The following is a 20,626-nucleotide window of genomic DNA, read 5'->3' on the forward strand; positions in this document are numbered from 1 at the left end:
TCCATAGATTAATAAATTACTGAGGAAATTATGAAATACACTCTATACAATAAAAATATTCCTGTGGTGGATCTAGATATCGATGAACACTCTTTGTATGTAAAAAATATAGGAGAAATTTATAATCAAGAATACAAACCTTTTGGAATTAAAGAAATTAATAAAAATGAAATATACTCATGGTTGAGCAACAGAAAAATACCAGCTAGTAGGGACAATATTGAAGAGCTGCTAGACAGCATCGATATTGCTACAACTAATTTATTAATTTTTAAAGCTTTTGCATTGAGCTTATCAGATCAATATTGGCTAAAACCTGAAAACCAAAATATTAAATGGGAAGATATAAACTTTTTTGATAATGATTTTTCTGATGATTTAGGAAAATTCATATTTGGAAATGCTAATGAAATCAGTAGTTTGAAAACACCTGATAATACTTCTGATGGTGATTTAAAAAAGTCCTGGAAAATAATAGATGGCAAAAGGTTCTTGATTAAAGCAGGAAGACCCCCTTATAATCAAGAACCTTTTAATGAAATATTGGCAAGTGAAATATGTAAAAGATTAAAGTTTGATTATGTAGAATATAAAGCTTACAAATTAAATAACAAAATCTATTGTGGATCAGAAAATTTTATAGATAAGAATACAGAATTAGTTAGTGCCTGGGATATATACAAAGACTCACAAAAACCTAATCATATTAATAAATATCAATGGTATATAAGCCTTTGTAAAGATCTTGGCATAGATGTGAAAAAATCAATAGATGATATGATTGTTCTTGATTATATTGTCGCAAATGAAGATAGACATTTCAGAAATTTTGGATTAATCAGAAACATTAATGATTTGAAGTTTATTAAACCAGCTCCTATATTTGATACAGGCTATTCTATGTATTGCCAACAAGGAGATAATATGATAGGCAAGGTTGATAAATCTAAGCCTTTTAGGGATAAGCATGAAAATCAAATAAAGCTTGTTAACCTCAAAAATTACGATTTAAGCTCTTTAAACGATATAGGCGACTATGCTTATGACTTATACTCTTTAAATGCTCATATGGAAGAAATAAGCACAAAAAGAGCTAATATATTAGCTCATACAATATCAAATAGGGTAAAAAAATTAGAAAAAATTCAAGAGCTAGAAGTTCTCCAGCAAAAAAATAAAGGTAGAAGTAGATGAAAAAAGATTATAACTCAATAAAAGAATTAAATCAGTATGTTGCCGAAAATATAAAAATTCTGCCTAAAGAAACTTATCAAAGCATAGTCGATGACTTTGACCTAAGATTTACCCATGAGTCAACCAAGATCGAGGGCAACACCTTAAGTATAGCCGAGGTTAAAACTTTGCTTGTCGATAAGGTATCGATAGGGGGCAAAGATCTTAGGGAGCTATACGAGGTTACAAACAATCAAAAGGCTTATAGGCTTATAAAAGGTCGATTAGAGCAAGGTGCAGCACTCGATGAGGAGCTGATAAAAGACGTACACCAGGTAGTCATGGAAAATATAATCGAGGGTGGCTTATATAGGAGCTACAATGTGAGGATCACAGGAGCTGACTTTTCACCACCCGACTGGACGGAAGTAAGGACTGCTATGAAGTGGTTTATGTCAGATTTTGAAACTAAAAAATCTGATCTAAATCCAATCGAGCTTGCTTCATACGTTCATGCCGAGTTTGTCAGAATCCACCCTTTTCAAGACGGAAATGGGCGAACTGCAAGGCTTCTACTAAACTTTATGCTCATGAAAGCAGGCTATCAGCCTGTGATCATAGAAGCTAAAGATCGACCAATTTATTATGAAAGCCTAAACGACTATGCTGTCACAGGAAGCCTGGAGAACTTTTATAATCTTGTCCTGGATAAAGAAAAAATTATCCTGGAAGACTTGAAATTAGAAGTCTACAAGGTGATGAAACAACAAAAAATCTATAGGAAACAACAAAAAATCTAATTTCAGTTAGTGGGTTTTTTGGTTTCATTGTTTGCAAAAACAACCTGGAGAACTTTTACGAGTTTATCCTGGATAAAGAAAAAATTATCCTGGAAGACTTAAAGTCAGAAATCGTTAAAGTAAAAAATATAGGAAAAATCCGATAAAACAGAGGTATAAATACCTTACGAGAAAAATAAAATGCCTTAAATCGCAAAAATGAAGATTGCATTTAGCTTAAAATCGACTTTTGTTTAGTGTTTTACCCACATAAGTAATCGAGTGGGTAAAGGCGATTTTCCCTAAATACAGGAAGGAAATGAAAGGACTTCCTTGGGGTTTATATTACAATGAACATAAGGATAGGCAAGACCTAGATCCTGGTAAGCTTGAAAAAGAAATTCAAAGATTGATGGGTGATGAAGATGTTAGTAAGAAATCAGGTATCTATGAATATCTTCTAACAGGAAAAGAAAAACTCCTAAACATCAGGAGTTTTGATAGACGTGATAAACTTGCAGCTTATGAAAGACAAGGTCATAAGTGTGCTGGTTGTGGCAAAGAGTTCGATTTTGACGAATTACAAGGCGATCACATAGTCCCATGGAGCAAAGGCGGCAAGACTATAGCTGAGAATTGCCAAATGCTATGTGGCGACTGCAACATAAAAAAATCAAATCACTAATATAAAGACTCCAGGTTTTATCCTGGAGTTTTTGATTGCTTATAATATCATAATATGATAATATGCACACTTGATATTGCTCGTATTATCATTTTATGATATAATTAGAGTAGATATAAGCTGAAATATTTCAAATTTATTAAAATATAAAAAGAAAGGAAAATTAAATGGAAGAAAGAAAATTTGAAAAATATCAGGAAGAATATGAAATTAGAGGAATGACCAAATATAGGTCAGATTTCCTAGAGGAACGTGGTGAAGAAATATGCGATGAATTAAAATATGAGCTTGAAAATAGAGATGAAGAAGATTACAACATTTGCGATGTTATATCGGATTTGTCTACAGGTTATGTAGATATAATGAATGAAGATCTTATTGATAGCATCGGTGATCTTTATTGGGACGGATTTTATGAAGAAACAATGTCGCAAGTTGGCTCGCAAGGGGATTTAATAAATGATATTCAAATGTGCCAAGGCGATGCCTATAGCTATTGTTTATATAACAATCTCGATACAGTTGTTAAAAACATAGTATATGATAAACTTTATGATTTGGGAATAAATGTAAACGAAATGATAGAATATGCCCCAATTACAGAAGGTGTCGATGAAAGAATAAAAGATATTGATAACAACCTCACTATCAAAGAGTTACATCAAGAAATCGATGATGTAATTTCAGACCTATGTAAAGAATTAGAGTTAGAAGTCGATAAAGAAAGAAGTAGATAATTTTTTTTACCACCTATTTATCATAATATGATAAATAGGTTATTGAATGAATTAAAATTATCACAATATAAAAGGAGAAAACTATGAGTTATTATGAAGTTAGAGCAAATGTAAACCAATTAATTAGTGAAAACTATGAAGATTATGTTAAATCGCTTATATCTATAGAAAAAAATATAAATAATGAAGATTGTTTAAATTCAATCTATAACGAATTTATCAATGACAACAATGCTGCATCAATTTTTGACGCTGACATCGATGGCTATATCGAAAAACTTGGCATCGACCTAGAAGACGAAAGAGTTATTCATGGTGAACCTGTAAGTTATGAAGAAGAACAAGAGAGGGAAGTTGATAGAGAGAAATTTAATAAAAATGATTATGAAAATTTAAAACCTGATTTAGACAATGCATCTTTCACGTTATATGATTACTTGTTGTACGATAATCAGGCTTATTTATCCGATGCTATAAATGAAGTTGCTGATCAATCTGTCGATATATACTATTCGGACTTATTAAAATCGCTCCCTGATTTAGAAAATGGTGGATATTATGAAAGAGCAGCTGAAGAATTTGGTTTAACAGGCGACCTTTATAAGGATATAATGACAGCTCAATATTTAAGAAATATAGATGAACTATATGAAAACTTAGATGATATTGTGAAAAGTGTAGCTATTAGTATAGCCGAAGACTATGAATTACCTTTAACTGAGGGCATTGAAGAAGCACTTAATAATATAAGTGACTGTAATAAACATGATAGCATAGAGCCTATTATTGATGAGTTAAAAGATACAATAGGATATGAAGCCCAGGATATTGCAAAAGAGAAGCTATCAAGGGAAGGCATAGATATAAATGACGATATAGAAGAATATATAGAAGAAATAACTGTGTATGAGTTAGATGGTAACCAAAACATGATGGACTTAATCAACGATAAAATTGAAGAAATTAAAGAAGATTTAGAAATAAATAAAGATATGAGTAGGTAGGTTTAATTATGATAGACTACAACGAGTCTTTAAAATTAGAAAAAATAAATGAGAGTGACTTGATAGGAAAATATAATCATTTATCCTGGGTTACACCTGGCAGCCTTGTAGATATATTAAGACAACTTAAACCATCTTTTAGGAATGAAGGAAAAGCAAATGATTTAAGATACCTGGTATATGATTTAGGTGATGGTTACGCACTTATAGAAGGTAGTGTTGGAGATTATAGGAAGCAAATACCACCTCTACCTCTTGATATTCAAAGTATTTTAGATAAAAGCCTTGAACAAGAAATTAATAAAGTTTTTAAAAATAAAAACAGTGATCCAAAAATCAACGAATTAAGAATTAAATTTCATGCCAATCTTCTAGTGAGTGAACTTAAAAAAGTTATGAGTAAAGAGTTTAAATCCAAGGAAGAATTTAAAGATAGCAAAGAATATTTTGATTATTTAGACACAGAATATAGCAAAATAGATAGAGATATCAATGAAAATATTAGTGTAAAAAAACTAACAGTTCAAGACATTGAAGACTATTTCATAGATGAATACGGAAACACAAGAGAAGAAAGTTATAAAAGTATTTTAAACGATTATCTAGATTCTAAAGAAATAGGAGTTGCTTATTACGAGTCTGACAATGGTGTATCTATTCAAAGTAAATTTTCCTTAGATACACGTGAGCTTATACAATATATAAATGGTGTTGAGATAGAAAGAGAATTTGCCGGTGATGTTTTTTTAAGTTATACACCTAGCTATGATGATTTAGTACGTGTAGACGTTTCAGATAAAGCTCTAAAAGAAATTGGACTAACCTATGACTCTTACAACGAATTAACTTTTATCGATGAAAATAAAGTTTTATTAAATTCTATAATAGAAGAATTTGAAAATCAGGTGATGTTAGAAGCTGACGGAAAGCCAAATGGTGGTAAAAGTTTCAATGATGAAACATATAAAGATTTCTATGAAGAGTTAGAGTTACATTTTGACATAGACAAGATGACAATTCAAGAATTTAATAAAGAGCTTAGTAAGTGTGGATTAAAGCTTCCACAAAACATATACGAAAAATATATTGAGAATAAAGAGGACGTAGAGATGACAAAAGATGTAAAAGATTTAGCTATTAAGTTTTCTAACAAAGATGTTCATGAATATAAAACTAAAGATGTTTTTGATAACAATAAGGAAATTGTTAAATTCAGGATAAAATTTCCAGAGGAGAGCGACTACAAAAACTTTTCGTTAGATACAAAAATTGCTCCAAGAGTAAACGATGATGGTCTAACATCATATATGTATATTAGTCCAGAGTTTGAATATAGAGCTATAGCACCAGGCTTATCTAAAGACGGAGCTATTGATTGGGAAAATAAAAAAGAAATAAAAATATCGGGTTCTGATCTCCAAAGAGAATTTAATAAAGGAAAAGAAAGGCTAGAAAAACTTTCTGATGAAATTAAAAAGAATGATGTATTTATAAAATTTTTAAATACAAGTGTAAATGAATATAAAGTAAATGACTTATATTATGATCAGGGAGAACATAGTAAATTCAGGATAAGATTTCCTGAAGAAAGTCAATATAAAGATTTTTCAATAGATACAAAAATCAAGCCTATAAAAAACAAAGACAACCAAACATCGTATATCTATATAGATAAGGATTATGATTACAAAATAATAGCACCAGGTATAGATGAAAACAAAAAACTTAATTGGGAAGATAAATCGGTAATAAAAGTTAAAGGATCTGAATTAAAATTTGAATTTGATAAAGGTCTTGATCGTTTAAATGAAATTTCATCTCAAAAAGTTTCTGATGAAAAAATAGAAAACAACGTAAAAGAAATTGGTAAAGATAATCGAAAAAGGTAAAAGATAGCTCCCTATTGGGAGCTAATTTTTGAGGAGTTACTATGACTAGAGTTAGTGCAAGTGTAGATAAAGAAATATTTGAAAAGATGATAGGCAGCATTAAACGTGAAAATGCTGAACTTAGAAGAAGTGATGATGAAAATAAAAAAAGGATAGAGGAACTCAAAAAAATTATCGATGAAACTAAAGATAAATGTGAGTACCTGGAAAACTTAAATAGTGTATATAAGCAAAAAATTGAAGAATTAAATAATAAAGCTGTGAGCAATAATTCAGATAGTCTTTTAGAAAAAATAAAAAGCAAAACAGAAATTAGCTTTATTATTGATAATAAAATAAGTGATAATAATAAGTTTGAAGAAATATTTAGCAATTTAATAAGTAAAGAAAATATAACACCAAGTGACTTAAGGCATTTTATAACAGAACAGGAAAAATATAAAAACTATATTTTTAACTTTAGCGAAGATCAGATAGTAAAAATATTTAAGAAGAAAGTAGAAGCAGCTGATACAGTTTTAGAAATGATGAATACAGAAGCAAGAGGAAGTGTTGAGCTTGCTGAATTAATGTCATTACAAAAAGTTAGCCAAGGTTTGAAATATTTTGATGAGTCTGTAAAACAAAATCTCAAAATATGTAAAAGTTTTGTTGAGAGTGATATAAGTAATTTTAAGTATGTCGACTTAGATACAGAGAGTTATTACGATCTTTTCTTTAATGAGTTTGAAAAGAATCCTAAAATTTTGATTTATCTTAACGAGGAAATAAAAAATAATCCTGAAAAGTTTGTTTATAACGATGAAGATGAAACTAAAAAAATATCATACGAGAGAAAAATAAACTTAAAGATTTTTCCGTATCTCATACTGTGCTTAGGCGATAGGGTGGCAGAAAAATATTCTTTAACAGAAAAAGTTCTTATAGACCATGGTGAGATAATAAAATATTTACCAGAGTCATTAAGAAATGACGAAAGGTATATTTTAGCTGCATTAAAATCTTATCCTGAATTAATCTTAAATGTAAGGGAAGACTTAAGATCAGATAGACGATTTTTGTTAGAAGCCTTAAAGCAAAATCCAAAAATCAAAAATATTATTCAGGTAGATATTACAGAAGATGAGTTACGAAAAGAAAATAATTATAAGTTGTCAAAATCTTTTTTAGAAAAAATTTTTAAATAAGATTGCAACCAGACTTCTAATAATTAGCGAAGAAAGGGAATTTTATGATAGAAAAAATAGTGGGTTCGGGAGATTTTCTCCTGATTAATCAGCATTTATGCTGCAAGTGCAAACATTCAAAAATACAAAAAAGTTGCTTTTTTGTCCCCAGTTTGCGTATCTTGTCAAGGACAGATTAACAAGATGTCCTTGTTTCAAAAAAATAGAAAATTTATAAAAAAGAATTAACAAGTCTGATCATTTATGATTAGTCTTGTATTTAAAAAGTTAGAAAGTTAAAAAATATTATTCGTAGCTATTTTGCAAAACGATTTATATTTTTAGAGAAGAAAATTCAGAAAACAGAAAATTTAAAAATAAAAATATATAAGTCTGATCATTTATGATTAGTCTTATAGTTGTAAAAGTTTAAAAATTAAAAACACATATCATATCTAATTATAAAATGATTTGTGTTGGAAGAAGGAATAGATATGTATAAGAGAAAAACATTTATGTTAGATCAAAACCTGTCTAATAAAATTAGAAATGTAACAAAGAAAACAAAAAATTATACTGAATCGGATTTGATTAACGATGCAATCAAATACTACTTTGAAAATGATAAAGAAAGTTTAGTTGTAGAAAAATTAGATCTAATAATTTATCACCTAGATAATCTTGATGATGGAGATACAGAAATAAAAAATATACTTCAAGATTGTTATAAGGAAATGGGAAAAGTTATAGATATTCTTGAAGAAAGGAAAAATTTTAATTGCCAATAGTAAAATTAGTAAGCGTAGTTCACGATGGCTCTAAAAGAATTGCAGAAAAAGCAACATCGAATTTAATCGAATATAATTACGATGTTCAAAAAAGACCACCTTCTGGTGTGGTAAATCTTTTAGATTATGCTGATAACAAAAATAAAAATTTTGATAATGAAGAATTTATATCTACAATAAATGGATTATCTAAAAATAAAAATATTGCAAAAAAACAATTGATGATGACAAGAGCGAACAGACTTTGGGAAAAAAATAAACACGATCCGAAACCTAAAAAAAATTCACGATTTTTATATCACTTTGTCGTGTCTTTTAATAAATATGATACAGAAAAGTTTAGTTGGGAGCAGCTTCATAAATTTTCTGAACAAGTCGCAAAGGAAATTTGTGGATCAGAATATCAATCATATCTTTCATCTCATTTGCCATCGAGCGATGAGAGCAACGATTATTTTCATACTCATATAGTAATCAATGCCTATTCAAAAAAATATAAAGGCAACAAGCTACATATACCAGAAGGTTATGTAGAAAAATTAATATCAAAAACAAATAAGCTTGCGAATGTTTTTGGTTATTCAGAAGTGTCAGAACCTGAAATGATTAACAGAATGAAAAAAGATAAGAGCTGGTATGAACACAAAAAATATAAAAACAACGATTCTTGGAAAGAAGAATTAAAAAAAGATTTATACTATGTAAGGAATAATTCAAAAGACATTTATGATTATATAGAAAAAGTAGAGAAGCTTGGATATAAAGTCAGATACAAAAATTCAAATACTGGAAAAGAATATAAGACCATTTCATATAGTCCAAGAAAGGATCAGACGGAAGCAAAAGCTGTGAGAGGGAAAACATTAGGTTATGAATTTACTAAAATAGGATTGCAAGAATTCTTTTCTTTAAGTTTAGAAGAAAGAAAAGAATACGAGAAGAAAAAAATAAAAGATGAACTATCTAAAATTAAAAATGAAGAAGAAAAGATGAGAACTTTAAATGATAAAATTTTTAATAAGATAATGTATGCTGGTGAGCTAAGGAAAATAAAAAAATATGATAAAAATAAAAATGAAAAAACAAAGTTAGAAATTGATTTGGAGTTAGAAGCAAATTATTTAAAAGAAAAAGAAATTGAGAGCAGCAATTATATTAAAGACCTATATCATACTTTGAATTTTGTATCTATGTTAAAGATAAAAAGTTATGATGAATTAAATGAGAAGATAAAGGAAAAAGATGAATTGTTTGAAAAATTATTTAAAGAAAGAAATGAATTAAAAAAAACTCTTGAAGAATATAATCTGTATCTAGAATATTTTGATTTTGCAAAACAAGAAGGGAAATTAAAATATGCTGAGTCAAAATCGAATATAACTTTTGAAGATCTGAAAACTGAAAAAGAACTTTTAGAAAAACAAATCATAACTTTAAATAAAAAAATTGATAATTTAAAAGTGTATTCTAAGGATTTATTAAAGTCAAAAAAATTCTATGATAGCAAAGGAACATTACATGAGCATAAGGCAGCACAAATGAGTTGGATTGAAAGAGAGGAAAAGAAAGTTGCTAAAATTAATGTTAAAAAAGAAATATTAGATAAAGAACAAATGAATAGAGGATAGGTAATGATAAAAGTTAATAAAAGATATGTAAATAGGAATAGGGTTAATAAAGAAAAAACTAAGATCGAGAGAGAAATCGACGATAATAATAATTTTAAAACTACTGAAAAAAATGAAAAAATATCTAATGAAGATGTTAAAAATAAAAACGAAGAAAAAAGTTTTAAAAAAGTAGAAAATAGATATATTAATAAAAATAAAAAAAATAAAGAAACTAATAATGTAGAAGCTACAGCTTTTAAAGTCGATGACAATGAAAGAAAAAATTATTTTGATAAAGGATATTACGCTGGAAAGTATGTCGACAAGAAGATTAAAGCATCTGCAAAGGGAGCAATTAAGTTTGTTAATAGAGAACTGATGAATGAATCAAGATCTGATGAAAGTTTAAAAATTGTTCAGGATTACGCCTACTATGGAAGAATGTATGGTGGATTAGCAAAAAATATTGGAGTTGAAGCAGCAGTTGCTGGAGTGAACAAAATAAAGACTGCTCCCTTGATCACACCAAAAGGTTTTCTAAAAGGGGATATAAGGATAGATACCAGGTCTATAAATCAAAGACTTAATGACTTAAGCAATAAAGGGTTTAACAGAGTCTTTGGTTTAGAAAATTCTAATATTGAATTTTTTAAAAATAACAAATATAAAAATTTAAAAAATATTATTAGTACGGATTCTCCTGGAAAAAAGTTTACTAATAAAAAAATATGGAATGAATACTTGAAAGAAAAAGGACTTGATAAATCAAATCTTAGAAAATATAAGCTTATATCCAAGACAAAATATAACGTAAGTTTTGCAAAGTTGTTGTATGCTGACAAAGAATTTCTTTTAAATAACATTGAAAGGAGAAATTATGCTAAAACTATTAGAAAGTTTAATAAAATCAAGACCAGAAGAATAAAAATCAAAAATTCAAGTAAGCAGGGCATAAAAGATTATGGAAGAAAAATAATAAGGGACTTAAAAAAAGATAGCAACAACCTAGCATTAAGTGGTTTAGGCGAATCTGTTGATATTCATAGAAACTACTATAAGGCAGGAAAAGCACTTATCTATAAACCAGGAAAAAATATAACTATAAAAACAAGTAAGCAGCTTATTAAAGGGGTTAAAAATAGAGATAAAATTAAAAGTAGTTTTAAATTAATCAAAAGCAAGTCTGTTAAAGGATATAAGAGCCTTGCAAAAACGTATGGTAGATATAGACGTTTATATAAATCTAATGGTTTGGGAGCAGTCATAAAGGACATAAGCAAAAACACCATCGTACGAGCTTTTAATCTACTAAAAAAACTGATGATAGGTATATGGCAAGCTATGAAAGCAATTTTAGCAATGATGCTAGGAGCTGGATTTTTTGCAATGATAACTATTGGTTTAATTATGGCTGTTACTATCGTTCTGGGTAATAACAGGTCAATGCCATTGACAGATATTCAAAATGAATCTAATGTATACCAGGGAGAAGGTGTCGATCTTTCAAAAAAGAATTATGGAGAAGACATCAAAAAACATTTTGATTATATTAGAGAATTAACAAAAGAATTAGATGAGAAGTATAGGAGTGAAGCTGATATTGTAAACTATTTACAAAATCCTGATAATGCCAAGGCTATTTTATCTTTAATTTCAGTAGAAAATGACAATGATCTATCTGATAAAAATAAAGATAAGATATATAAAGCAATAGACAATTATCACGAAAAAAGTCATAAAATAGATCGAGTATATTTCATTACACATAAGGTTGGAGAAACTACAGTAGTTCTTAAATGCTATGATATAAAAACTGACGAACTTCCAAGTGACATCGTAAAAGTTGCTAATCCTTATACAAGACTAGACAAAGAGTCAGTATCAAGTGGTACATCTTCAAGTTCAAATGGCAGCATCCATAATCATCTTAGTAATCCTGAAGCATCAGGTAGTGTTAAAAATGATTTTGATTCTGTTGTAAAAGAATTAAGAGTTAGTGATGTAGAGAAAAAACATTGGGAGTATATTATTAGTAAAGAATCAGGCTGGAATCCAAGTGCAAGAAATCCGTCATCAGGAGCATATGGATTAGGTCAAGCTTATCCACCTGAAAAAATGAAAAGTTATGGTGAAGATTGGCAAACAAATCCCAAGACTCAATTACTATGGATGCACGATTATATGATAAATAGGTATGGCTCTATAACAAAAGCTTATAACTATTGGATCAAAAACCATTGGTATTAATTTTTTTTACAAGAGCTTTGTCATATTATGATAAAATAAATAAATTTAAACAACAAAATATCAAAAAATGATAAAAGGAGAAAAGATGAAAAAGAGCAAAATATTTATGATTGCAAGTTTCATAGCAATAACTAGTATTTTTAATGTTACAGAAATAAAAGCAGACGAGCAGTGGACGTTTGAAGGTTGGAATGGAGATACAGTATCTAATGCAGAAGATATGTTTGATAATGAGTGGAAATTTCAATATCCTATTTTAGAAGGAGTCGAAGATCAAGAGCCTATACCTAATCAATCTGACTCTAGCATACCAGGTGCAAATTTTTCTGGAATAGGAATGCAAGATATTGCAAACATTGTTGGTGGATCAGGTGGAATGGGGTATGTTAATTTCAATGGTAAAACATACGCTTATTGGAATCAAGGCGACTTTGGAGGAAATATACAAAGAGTAGGTTGTGGACCAACTTCATTAGCTATACTCTTGTCAAACTTAACTGGCAAGAGTGTAAATCCAAGAAAAGTTTGGGACGAAGCTGTAAGACTAGGTGTTACAGGTACAAGCTATGGAAGTGATGGTAACGGACTTGCAAGAATGCTAGAATCATATCTAGGAAGTCAAGGATATACAGTTAGAAGAACTTTAGATTATAATGAAGCAAGAAGACATTTGAGTAATGGTGGAATGGCTCTAGGAAATGTCGGTGGAAGGGATTATTACTCAAATCCACCAAGAAAAATAGGAAGCTGGTTTAATTTTAATGCAGGACACTTTGTAGCTTATGCTGGAGCTGATAGTAATGGTAATGTATTCACTCTTGACCCTGGCTGGCGAGAGAGGACTGGATTGGTAGACAAGGGTATGGTTCAAAGTGCCACAAAAGCATATTTCTTGATAGAAAAAAAGAAATGAATGTAATTATATGTTTTAAAAAATAAAATGCCTTAAATCGCAAAATATGAAGATTGCATTTAGCTTAAAATCGACTTTTGTTTAGTGTTTTACCCACATAAGTGGGGGTGATCCGAAAACAATATTAGACTCGAAAAAGAAAGTCGAGTTTTACCCACATAAGTGGGGGTGATCCTTTTTACCAGGAACAATTTCAAAAAATGTTGGCTTTACGAGCATAAGTCGGGTAAACTAAAAGCCAGGAGCTGGAACTCCTGGCTTTTGTGTGTCTGCATGAAACAAACTGATATCTTTTCTGGTTAATAGCATTCTACTATGAAAGTTTTAAAACTCAATAACTGTAAAGTAAATTAAAATTTTATTTTAATTTTTATAGTGATTTGCTAATCTGCAATAATTTTCCTATTAATTTAAGATTATTATGTTGAAGCTCGATCACTTTATTATTCTCATCTATAAACAAAAAATTCCCTTCATCTAGCAGCCTAGCTTTTATTAATTGAACTTTATTATCTGCTTCTCTAAGAAAAATATAGTTTTTCTTATCTTCAAATTCTTTGACTTTACAAATATAAATTATATCACCTTTATCAAAACAGTTAGGAAAATTAGTAGTATTTTTTATTTTATATGCAGTAATATCTTTATATGGTATTTCAGAAGGATTATCAAAGGGAACATAAAATTCGGCATCTTCATTGTGTGCTTCTAAAATATAATCATCGCTAAATAGGGGAACTCTAATTACTGAAGGGAAAACTTTGGCGTTACTCCTTATATAGTTGTCAACATCACTTAAAATTTCATCAGGAGTTGTTTTTAAGATTTCACATATTTCCAAGAAAACATCTAAACTTAAAACATCTGGATTTTCTGATCTTTCATATCTATACATAGTTGGTATTGATTTACCAATTCTGTTAGCGAGGTATTCCAAAGAGTAATTCAATTCTTCTCTACGATATTTTATTGCTTGTCCTATTTTCATATTCCCCTCGTATTATAATTATTTTCATTTATTCGTGTTACGAAAAAATGTTACGAAATTCGTAAAAATGTTACGATTTTTAGAATTAAATGGAACTATATAGAAACATATAGAAAAATAATAAAATCTAATAAATGTTGTAAAATCAATGTACAGAACTATATAGAACCATCTAAGTTTAACCAGAAAGGTTTACTAGTTTAAATTGGTGGAGATGAAGGGAGTCGAACCCTTGTCCGTGAAAGCATCACCGAAGGCATCTACAAGCTTATTAGATCTTTTAAATTTGCATAAAAAATGAAAAATCTACAAAAAATTTTTATGCTAGCTTCATAGTACTAGATATATCGCAAAGCTTTGATATACCAGTTGTCGCTAGATTATAAAACAAATATTAAGTCTGCGACGGACCTAATATTTATTGCTTGTCCTATTACTAGGCAGCTAGTGCGAAGTTTGCTTCGCTATTATTGTTTGCGTTTATATTTAATTATCAATTTACGTTTTGATATACGACCTGCAGCCTAAGCTTCTTCAATCACGTCGAAACCATGGCATCCCCATATAGGGTAATTATACTAATTATAAAAGCCTTGTCAAAATGATGGAATTCGTGATAAAATATAAGATAAGAAAAGGTTTTCTAGAATATAAATCCTATATTTGGGTATATATATGAAGACAATTATTATATAAACAGGAGGGCTTATGAGAAACGCAAATAATACTGCAGCAATGCTTTTGGCAGGAGGTCAAGGTTCTAGACTTAAAGCATTGACAAGGGAGATGGCTAAACCGGTAGTTCCATTTGGAGGGAAATACCGCATTATAGATTTTGCCCTTAGTAATTCAACAAATAGTGAAATTAAAGATATAGGAGTCTTAACTCAATATAAACCTCAACTTCTTAACGAACACCTTGGTATTGGTGCGGCTTGGGATTATGATAGGAATTTCGGAGGTTTAAGAATTCTTACACCTTATTATACTGAATCAGGTGGTAGATGGTTTGAGGGTACAGCTTCAGCTATTTATGAAAATATTAATTATTTAGACGAAGTTAATCCTGAATACGTTCTCATTTTATCAGGTGACCATATTTATAAGATGGACTATAGGGAGCTTCTTGATGTGCACAAGCAAAAAGGAGCTGATTGTACAATTGCAGTAATGCAAGTGGAATGGGAAGAAGCAAGCCGTTTTGGTATTATGAATACTGATGACGATGACAAGATTGTAGAATTTGAAGAAAAACCTGCAAATCCAAAATCAAATCTTGCTTCAATGGGTATTTATGTATTCAATTGGAAGGTTTTGAGGAAGGAATTAATAGAAGATTACGAAAATAAAGAATCTACAAATGATTTTGGACATGATATAATTCCAAAAATGTTACAACAAGGTTCACCACTCTATGTATATAAGTTTGATGGATACTGGAAGGATGTTGGAACAGTTAGAAGTTTCTGGCAAGCCAACTTGGATTTAATTGATCCTGATAACGAATTAGATATTTATGATGATAATTGGAAAATATATACCAAGTCCTTAAACTTACCTCCACATAGACTTGGTAAAAATGCAATATTAACTGATACTCTTGTTAACGAAGCTTGTGTAATTGATGGAAAGGTTAACCATTCTGTTCTTTTCTCTGAAGTAGAAATTGAAAAAGGCGCTGAAGTATATAATTCTGTTTTATTAAATGGAGTTAAGGTTAAGTCTGGAGCTAAAATCTATAATGCAGTAGTTGCAGAAAATATGGTGTTGACAGAAGATATCGGAAAAGAAAATGATGATATAGTTTATTTAGTTAGTAACGAAGGTATAGAGGAGGAATAGGATGGATAGGATTGTTGCTTTAGTTTATAGTCCAAATTTTAAAGAAACAAATTATGGGCCTTTATGCAAATTTAGACCGGATTTTATGTTGCCTTTTGGTGGCAGATATAGGATAATAGATTTTGCCTTATCAAATCTTGCTAATTATGATATCAATAGAGTAATATTGTACGCAGGAAGCAAGCTCAGATCTGCTCTTGACCATATTGGTAATGGTAAAAGTTGGGAATTAAATAGGAGAAATGGTGGTCTTATGATAAACCCTGTAGGTCTTGCTAGTAAAGGGTCTAAAAGTGAGATTGAGACTTACTATGACACTATTGTCTATTTCCAAGAGCATGAGTTTGAATATGTTTATATCAAAAATCCAATGTATATTATAAAGGAAGATATAAGAGATGCAATGGAAAAAATGAAAGATGAGGATATAGACTGTTTAATACTTTCAAGTAAAGTTACAGATAAGGATGGAGAATACTTAGACCAATCAATAATCAATTCTGATGATGATGGTAAGCCAACTGGAGTAGGAATTAACATGGGTATAACAGATACAGTTGATCTATTCTTGGGCTCTTTAATTATGAAGAAAGAATCTTTCTTAAAGGTTTTAAGACATGCTATGCAGGAAAATGTTTCAAATTCACTTTTGTCTGCAATTTTTGCCTATCCAGGTAATTTGAATATTGATTTTTATAGACAAGATAAGGAATTTGAAATAATAAAAGATTTTACTTCTTTCTATGAAGTAAATATGAGACTTCTAAATCAGGAAACCTTTGATAATTTATTTTATGAAGATGGACTTGTTTATACAAAATCAAAAGATGAACCATCAACATCTTATACTAAGAATGCAAATGTGAAAAATTCTTTGATAGCTAATGGTGGTATCATCGAAGGGGAAGTAGAAAATTCTATTATATTTAGAGGTGCTAAGATTGGTAAGGGTGCTATTATCAGAAATTCTATAATTTTCCAAGATTCTGTTATTGGTGATGGAGCAATACTTAACTTTGTCATTACTGATAAGGGGACAGAAATTGGTCATGATGTAAGATTGTTTGGTAATAGGGCGAATCCATATGTAACAAGTAAAAATGAATCACTAGACCAAAGGAGTTATTAATGAATATACTTTTTCTAACAAGTGAATCAGTACCATTCATAAAAACAGGGGGGCTTGCAGATGTTGCTGGAGCCCTTCCAAAAGAATTAAAGAAAAAAGGTGTAGATATTAGAGTTGTTATGCCTTTACATAAAGGTATTGGTGCATCTTATCGCGAAAAAATGGAAAAAATTACTGAATTTTATGTTGACCTTGATTGGAAACACCAATACGCTGGAGTATACCAGTTAGAATGGGATGGTGTTATTTATTATTTCATAGATAATCTTGAATATTTTGATAGAGATGGACTTTATGGATATGACGATGATGCGGAAAGATATATTTTCTACTCAAAGGTTTGCACACTTTTGCCAAAGGAAATAAATTTCAAACCTGATATCATCCATTCGAACGATTGGCATACAGCCATGGTCAATGTATTTGTAAATGATTTTAGGACAGGGGATTCTTATTACGAAGATATAAGAACTCTTTTTACCATTCATAACCTAAAATACCAAGGGGTATTTAATTCTGATTATATGGCTCTTGCAGGTTTAGATGGTAGATACTTTAATGAAAATGACTTAAAATATTATGATGCAATAAATTTCATGAAGGGTGGAATTATCCATGCTACACATGTAAATACAGTTTCTGAAAATTATGCAAGAGAAATCCAATATCCATTCTACGGCGAGGGCCTTGATGGTGTTATAAGGGAATATAATTATAAGTTAGATGGGATAGTTAATGGAATAGATTACGATGTTTGGAATCCTGCTACAGATAAAAATCTTGCAAAAAATTATGATTTGAATTCTATAAATGATAAGTATATAAATAAAAAAGAATTACAAAAACTATATAACCTCCCACAGAGAGATGATGTGCCAGTATTTGGTATAGTTTCAAGGCTAAATGAGATGAAGGGTATGGATCTTGTAAGGTATATATTGGAAGAATTGCTACAAGAAGATATCCAATTAGTTGTCTTGGGTACAGGAGATTACACTTATGAAGAAATGTTTAAATATTTCGAATGGAAGTATCCTGACAAGGTTGCAGCAAGAATTTACTATAATGAAAAAGAATCTCATGAAATATATGCAGGTTCTGATTTTTACCTAATGCCATCTATATCTGAGCCTTGTGGAATTAGCCAATTGATTGCTATGCGTTATGGATCTCTACCAATTGTAAGGGAAGCAGGAGGTCTAAAAGATACAGTCATCCCTTATAATGAATATACTGGCGAAGGTACTGGTTATTCTTTTGCAAATATTAATGCGCATGAGCTTTTATTCACAACTAAAAATGCTATAGATGTTTATAAGAATAAGAATGAAACACATAAGCATTTGGTTATGAATGCAATGAAGCAAAAAAATGACTGGGAAATGTCGTCAGAAAAATACTTAGACCTCTATGAAAAAATTAAGGCGTAAAAAATATGAATAAAGATAAAGAATATATCATAAAAAGAATACAAAGTTTTTTGTATTCTTTTTATGCGAAAAATACGAAAAATGCCCGAGTAAATGAAGTTTATGACTGTTTATGCAGGTATTTAATGGAAGTTATTGGTAAGACTTGGGTCAAGTCAAAAGATCTAGAAAATGATAAGGACTATTATATTTTGTCCTTTGAATACTTGCCTGGAAAGTTTATAGATAGGAATATACATAGACTTAAAATAAAAGATCAAATAATTGAAGCTCTTGACGAATTAGGATTTGATTTTGATGAAATTCTTGCTTGCGAAAAAGAAGCTGATTTAGGAGTAGGTGATATTGGTATTGGTTCATCTGCCTTGATAAATGAATTAGCAAATCAAAAGAAACGTGCTGTCGCTTATGCTTTAAGATATGAAAATGGAAATTTAAAGCAGAAGATTGTTGACGGCAGGCAGGTAGAATATTCTGATTTTTGGTTAGAACAAGGATCTAATTGGGAACATAAAAAATCTTTTTCTTATCTTTTAGAAATAGATGGAAGAAAGAGTAAAACAATAGCATATGATATGCCGATTTTAAGTGATAATGCAGATTTCGTAAATACCTTAAGACTTTTTAAGTCTGAAGTTGTAGATGCTATAAATATCGAAGATTTCACTAGAGGAGATTTTCTTAAGGCTTATGATAACTACATTAATATTTCTTCGATAAATAAATTTTTATATATTGATGATTCAACATATGAAGGTAAATTTCTAAGGTTGAAACAAGAATATTTTTATGCAGTTTCAGCTATTAGAGATATCTTTAGGAGGCATAACAAGAGGCATGGCAATATAAAGGGGATAGAAAATAATATTAAAATTTTCAGTCACGATATACATCCAAGCCTAGCTCTAATTGAATTTATACGAATTCTAACAAGGGAATATGGATATGAGATGTCAAAAGCAATTGATATGTCAAGAATGGTTTTTGACCATGTTGCTTTTTCAATAACAGACGATAGCGTTGAAGATTATGATATTGAGATGATTCGAAGAATAAACCCAGAGATTAAGGATGCGATTATTGAGATACAAAAAAATCTTCAGATTATTTCTCCTGAACTAAGTATTATAAAAAATGGTAAAGTATCATTTAGAAATATTAACAAATATCTTTCAGGTGATTATAATTACCTATCTAAAATCATCGCTGAAGCGAGAGAAAATGACATTAATCATTCATATTTTAATTATGGAACAGATAGAATTTTATACTCATCATCTTCAAATGTTGGTCTTTCAAATCTTTTGAGAGATTATGGCATAAATTCTTTTGCTTATGAAAAAATTGAAAAAATCAAAAAAATACAAAATAACGAAAGTTTTTTTAAAGATTTAGATAAAGTAAAGTACAATAATAAATGCAGGTTAGCGAAGATAGTGGAAAATAGTCTGGGAGATGTTATAAATCCTTATTCCATGTATGATATTCAATTATCTATTATGCATGAGAGTAAAAGACAGATTTTAAATTGCCTAGCTATTGCATATAAATATTACATGCTTAAATATAACAGCAATCTCAAGCTAACACCTACAACATATATATTTTCAGGTAAGGCCAATGAAGGCTACTTTATGGCGAAGGAGACTATAAAATTTATCATTGCTCTAAAGAAAATGATAGATAAGGATAAATTTATTAGGGAAAAAATAAAAATTGTCTTTGTAGAAGACCTAAATGTGGAAAAAATAAAGCGAGTCTTGCCTGCAGTTGATATTTACTCAAATTTAACCTTGCCTACTCTTGACAACCAGAATTTCCATATTCTAAATGCTATCTTTAATATGTCAAATATTATATCTACTAAGGGTGGGATAATTGATAATCTTGATGTAAGTAATTCATTTTACACTTTTGGAGCAGATTTTGATACAATTCAAAAATTAGATATTGAAAACTCATACAATGCAAATGAGTTTTATTATAATAGTGAAATAGTTAAATTCACAATTGATAATTTGTTGAATGAATCTTATGATAATTTTCCTTATAATTTCAAAATTATCTATGACCAGCTTTTGATGTATAACGACTCTTTTAAGATTTTTTATGATCTTGAAGATCTAGTAAATACTAGAAGTAAAATAGAGAATGAATATTTAGATATTGATAAATGGACTAAAAGGCAAGTAGAAAATATAATATGGGCAAATAATTTTAGATTGGATGAAGTAATTAGTAAATAG

At 29.6% G+C, this 20,626-nt stretch carries 16 protein-coding genes and 1 other RNA gene; 15 read left to right on the forward strand and 2 right to left on the reverse strand.

Annotated elements, in window-relative coordinates; genetic code table 11:
- Positions 1 to 30: 30 nt before the first annotated feature.
- The 11 genes from HMPREF0072_RS03360 (at position 31) to HMPREF0072_RS03410 (ending at position 12,991) form a co-directional block, all read left to right on the forward strand.
- Positions 31 to 1,194: a HipA domain-containing protein gene (locus HMPREF0072_RS03360; RefSeq protein WP_004827405.1), complete on the forward strand. Its 1,164-nt coding sequence runs from the start codon at positions 31 to 33 to the stop codon at positions 1,192 to 1,194.
- On the forward strand, positions 1,191 to 1,973 hold the full coding sequence (locus HMPREF0072_RS03365; RefSeq protein WP_004827406.1) for a Fic family protein: 783 nt from the start codon (positions 1,191 to 1,193) through the stop codon (positions 1,971 to 1,973). The genes HMPREF0072_RS03360 and HMPREF0072_RS03365 overlap by 4 nt, the downstream gene beginning before the upstream one ends.
- Positions 1,974 to 2,271: 298 nt before the next feature.
- Positions 2,272 to 2,637, forward strand: a complete 366-nt coding sequence (locus tag HMPREF0072_RS03370; protein WP_004827407.1) for an HNH endonuclease — start codon at positions 2,272 to 2,274, stop codon at positions 2,635 to 2,637.
- 167 nt (positions 2,638 to 2,804) lie between these two features.
- Positions 2,805 to 3,374 (forward strand): hypothetical protein, encoded by a 570-nt coding sequence (locus HMPREF0072_RS03375; protein ID WP_004827408.1) that lies wholly within the window; start codon positions 2,805 to 2,807, stop codon positions 3,372 to 3,374.
- Positions 3,375 to 3,457: 83 nt separating this feature from the next.
- Positions 3,458 to 4,378 carry a hypothetical protein gene (locus tag HMPREF0072_RS03380; protein WP_004827409.1) on the forward strand — a complete coding sequence of 307 codons (921 nt, stop codon included), beginning with the start codon at positions 3,458 to 3,460 and terminating at the stop codon, positions 4,376 to 4,378.
- 8 nt (positions 4,379 to 4,386) lie between these two features.
- Entirely contained in the window at positions 4,387 to 6,267 is a 1,881-nt protein-coding gene (locus HMPREF0072_RS03385; protein ID WP_004827410.1) for a hypothetical protein, read from the forward strand.
- Between the two features lie 41 nt (positions 6,268 to 6,308).
- On the forward strand, positions 6,309 to 7,454 hold the full coding sequence (locus HMPREF0072_RS03390; protein WP_004827411.1) for a DUF4116 domain-containing protein: 1,146 nt from the start codon (positions 6,309 to 6,311) through the stop codon (positions 7,452 to 7,454).
- Positions 7,455 to 7,927: 473 nt separating this feature from the next.
- The gene (locus tag HMPREF0072_RS03395) at positions 7,928 to 8,221 is read left to right on the forward strand and encodes a hypothetical protein (RefSeq protein ID WP_039931068.1); all 294 of its coding nucleotides are present in this window, start codon (positions 7,928 to 7,930) and stop codon (positions 8,219 to 8,221) included.
- Complete coding sequence (locus tag HMPREF0072_RS03400; protein WP_004827413.1) at positions 8,212 to 9,849, forward strand: relaxase family protein; 1,638 nt, start codon at positions 8,212 to 8,214, stop codon at positions 9,847 to 9,849. The genes HMPREF0072_RS03395 and HMPREF0072_RS03400 overlap by 10 nt, the downstream gene beginning before the upstream one ends.
- 3 nt (positions 9,850 to 9,852) lie before the next feature.
- On the forward strand, positions 9,853 to 12,078 hold the full coding sequence (locus HMPREF0072_RS11065) for an aggregation-promoting factor C-terminal-like domain-containing protein (protein WP_004827414.1): 2,226 nt from the start codon (positions 9,853 to 9,855) through the stop codon (positions 12,076 to 12,078).
- A gap of 85 nt (positions 12,079 to 12,163) precedes the next feature.
- Positions 12,164 to 12,991 (forward strand): C39 family peptidase, encoded by an 828-nt coding sequence (locus HMPREF0072_RS03410; protein ID WP_039931069.1) that lies wholly within the window; start codon positions 12,164 to 12,166, stop codon positions 12,989 to 12,991.
- Between the two features lie 370 nt (positions 12,992 to 13,361).
- Here the strand turns inward: HMPREF0072_RS03410 and HMPREF0072_RS03415 are convergent, their stop codons facing one another.
- Together HMPREF0072_RS03415 and ssrA are read right to left on the reverse strand one after the other, a co-directional pair.
- The gene (locus tag HMPREF0072_RS03415) at positions 13,362 to 13,979 is read right to left on the reverse strand and encodes a helix-turn-helix domain-containing protein (RefSeq protein WP_004827416.1); all 618 of its coding nucleotides are present in this window, start codon (positions 13,977 to 13,979) and stop codon (positions 13,362 to 13,364) included.
- Between the two features lie 206 nt (positions 13,980 to 14,185).
- Positions 14,186 to 14,541: a transfer-messenger RNA gene (gene ssrA, locus HMPREF0072_RS11290) on the reverse strand.
- Between the two features lie 146 nt (positions 14,542 to 14,687).
- Here ssrA and HMPREF0072_RS03420 point away from each other — a divergent pair.
- The 4 genes from HMPREF0072_RS03420 to HMPREF0072_RS03435 are packed head-to-tail and all read left to right on the forward strand — an operon-like array spanning position 14,688 to position 20,626.
- Positions 14,688 to 15,821: a glucose-1-phosphate adenylyltransferase gene (locus HMPREF0072_RS03420; protein WP_004827417.1), complete on the forward strand. Its 1,134-nt coding sequence runs from the start codon at positions 14,688 to 14,690 to the stop codon at positions 15,819 to 15,821.
- 1 nt (position 15,822) lies between these two features.
- Positions 15,823 to 16,950: a glucose-1-phosphate adenylyltransferase subunit GlgD gene (gene glgD, locus HMPREF0072_RS03425; RefSeq protein WP_004827418.1), complete on the forward strand. Its 1,128-nt coding sequence runs from the start codon at positions 15,823 to 15,825 to the stop codon at positions 16,948 to 16,950.
- Positions 16,950 to 18,380: a glycogen synthase GlgA gene (gene glgA, locus HMPREF0072_RS03430; protein WP_004827419.1), complete on the forward strand. Its 1,431-nt coding sequence runs from the start codon at positions 16,950 to 16,952 to the stop codon at positions 18,378 to 18,380. Before glgD ends, glgA begins: the two co-directional genes overlap by 1 nt.
- 5 nt (positions 18,381 to 18,385) lie before the next feature.
- On the forward strand, positions 18,386 to 20,626 hold the full coding sequence (locus HMPREF0072_RS03435; RefSeq protein ID WP_004827420.1) for a glycogen/starch/alpha-glucan phosphorylase: 2,241 nt from the start codon (positions 18,386 to 18,388) through the stop codon (positions 20,624 to 20,626).

It is taken from the genome of Anaerococcus lactolyticus ATCC 51172, from assembly GCF_000156575.1.
Classification (GTDB): Bacteria; Bacillota; Clostridia; order Tissierellales; family Peptoniphilaceae; genus Anaerococcus; species Anaerococcus lactolyticus.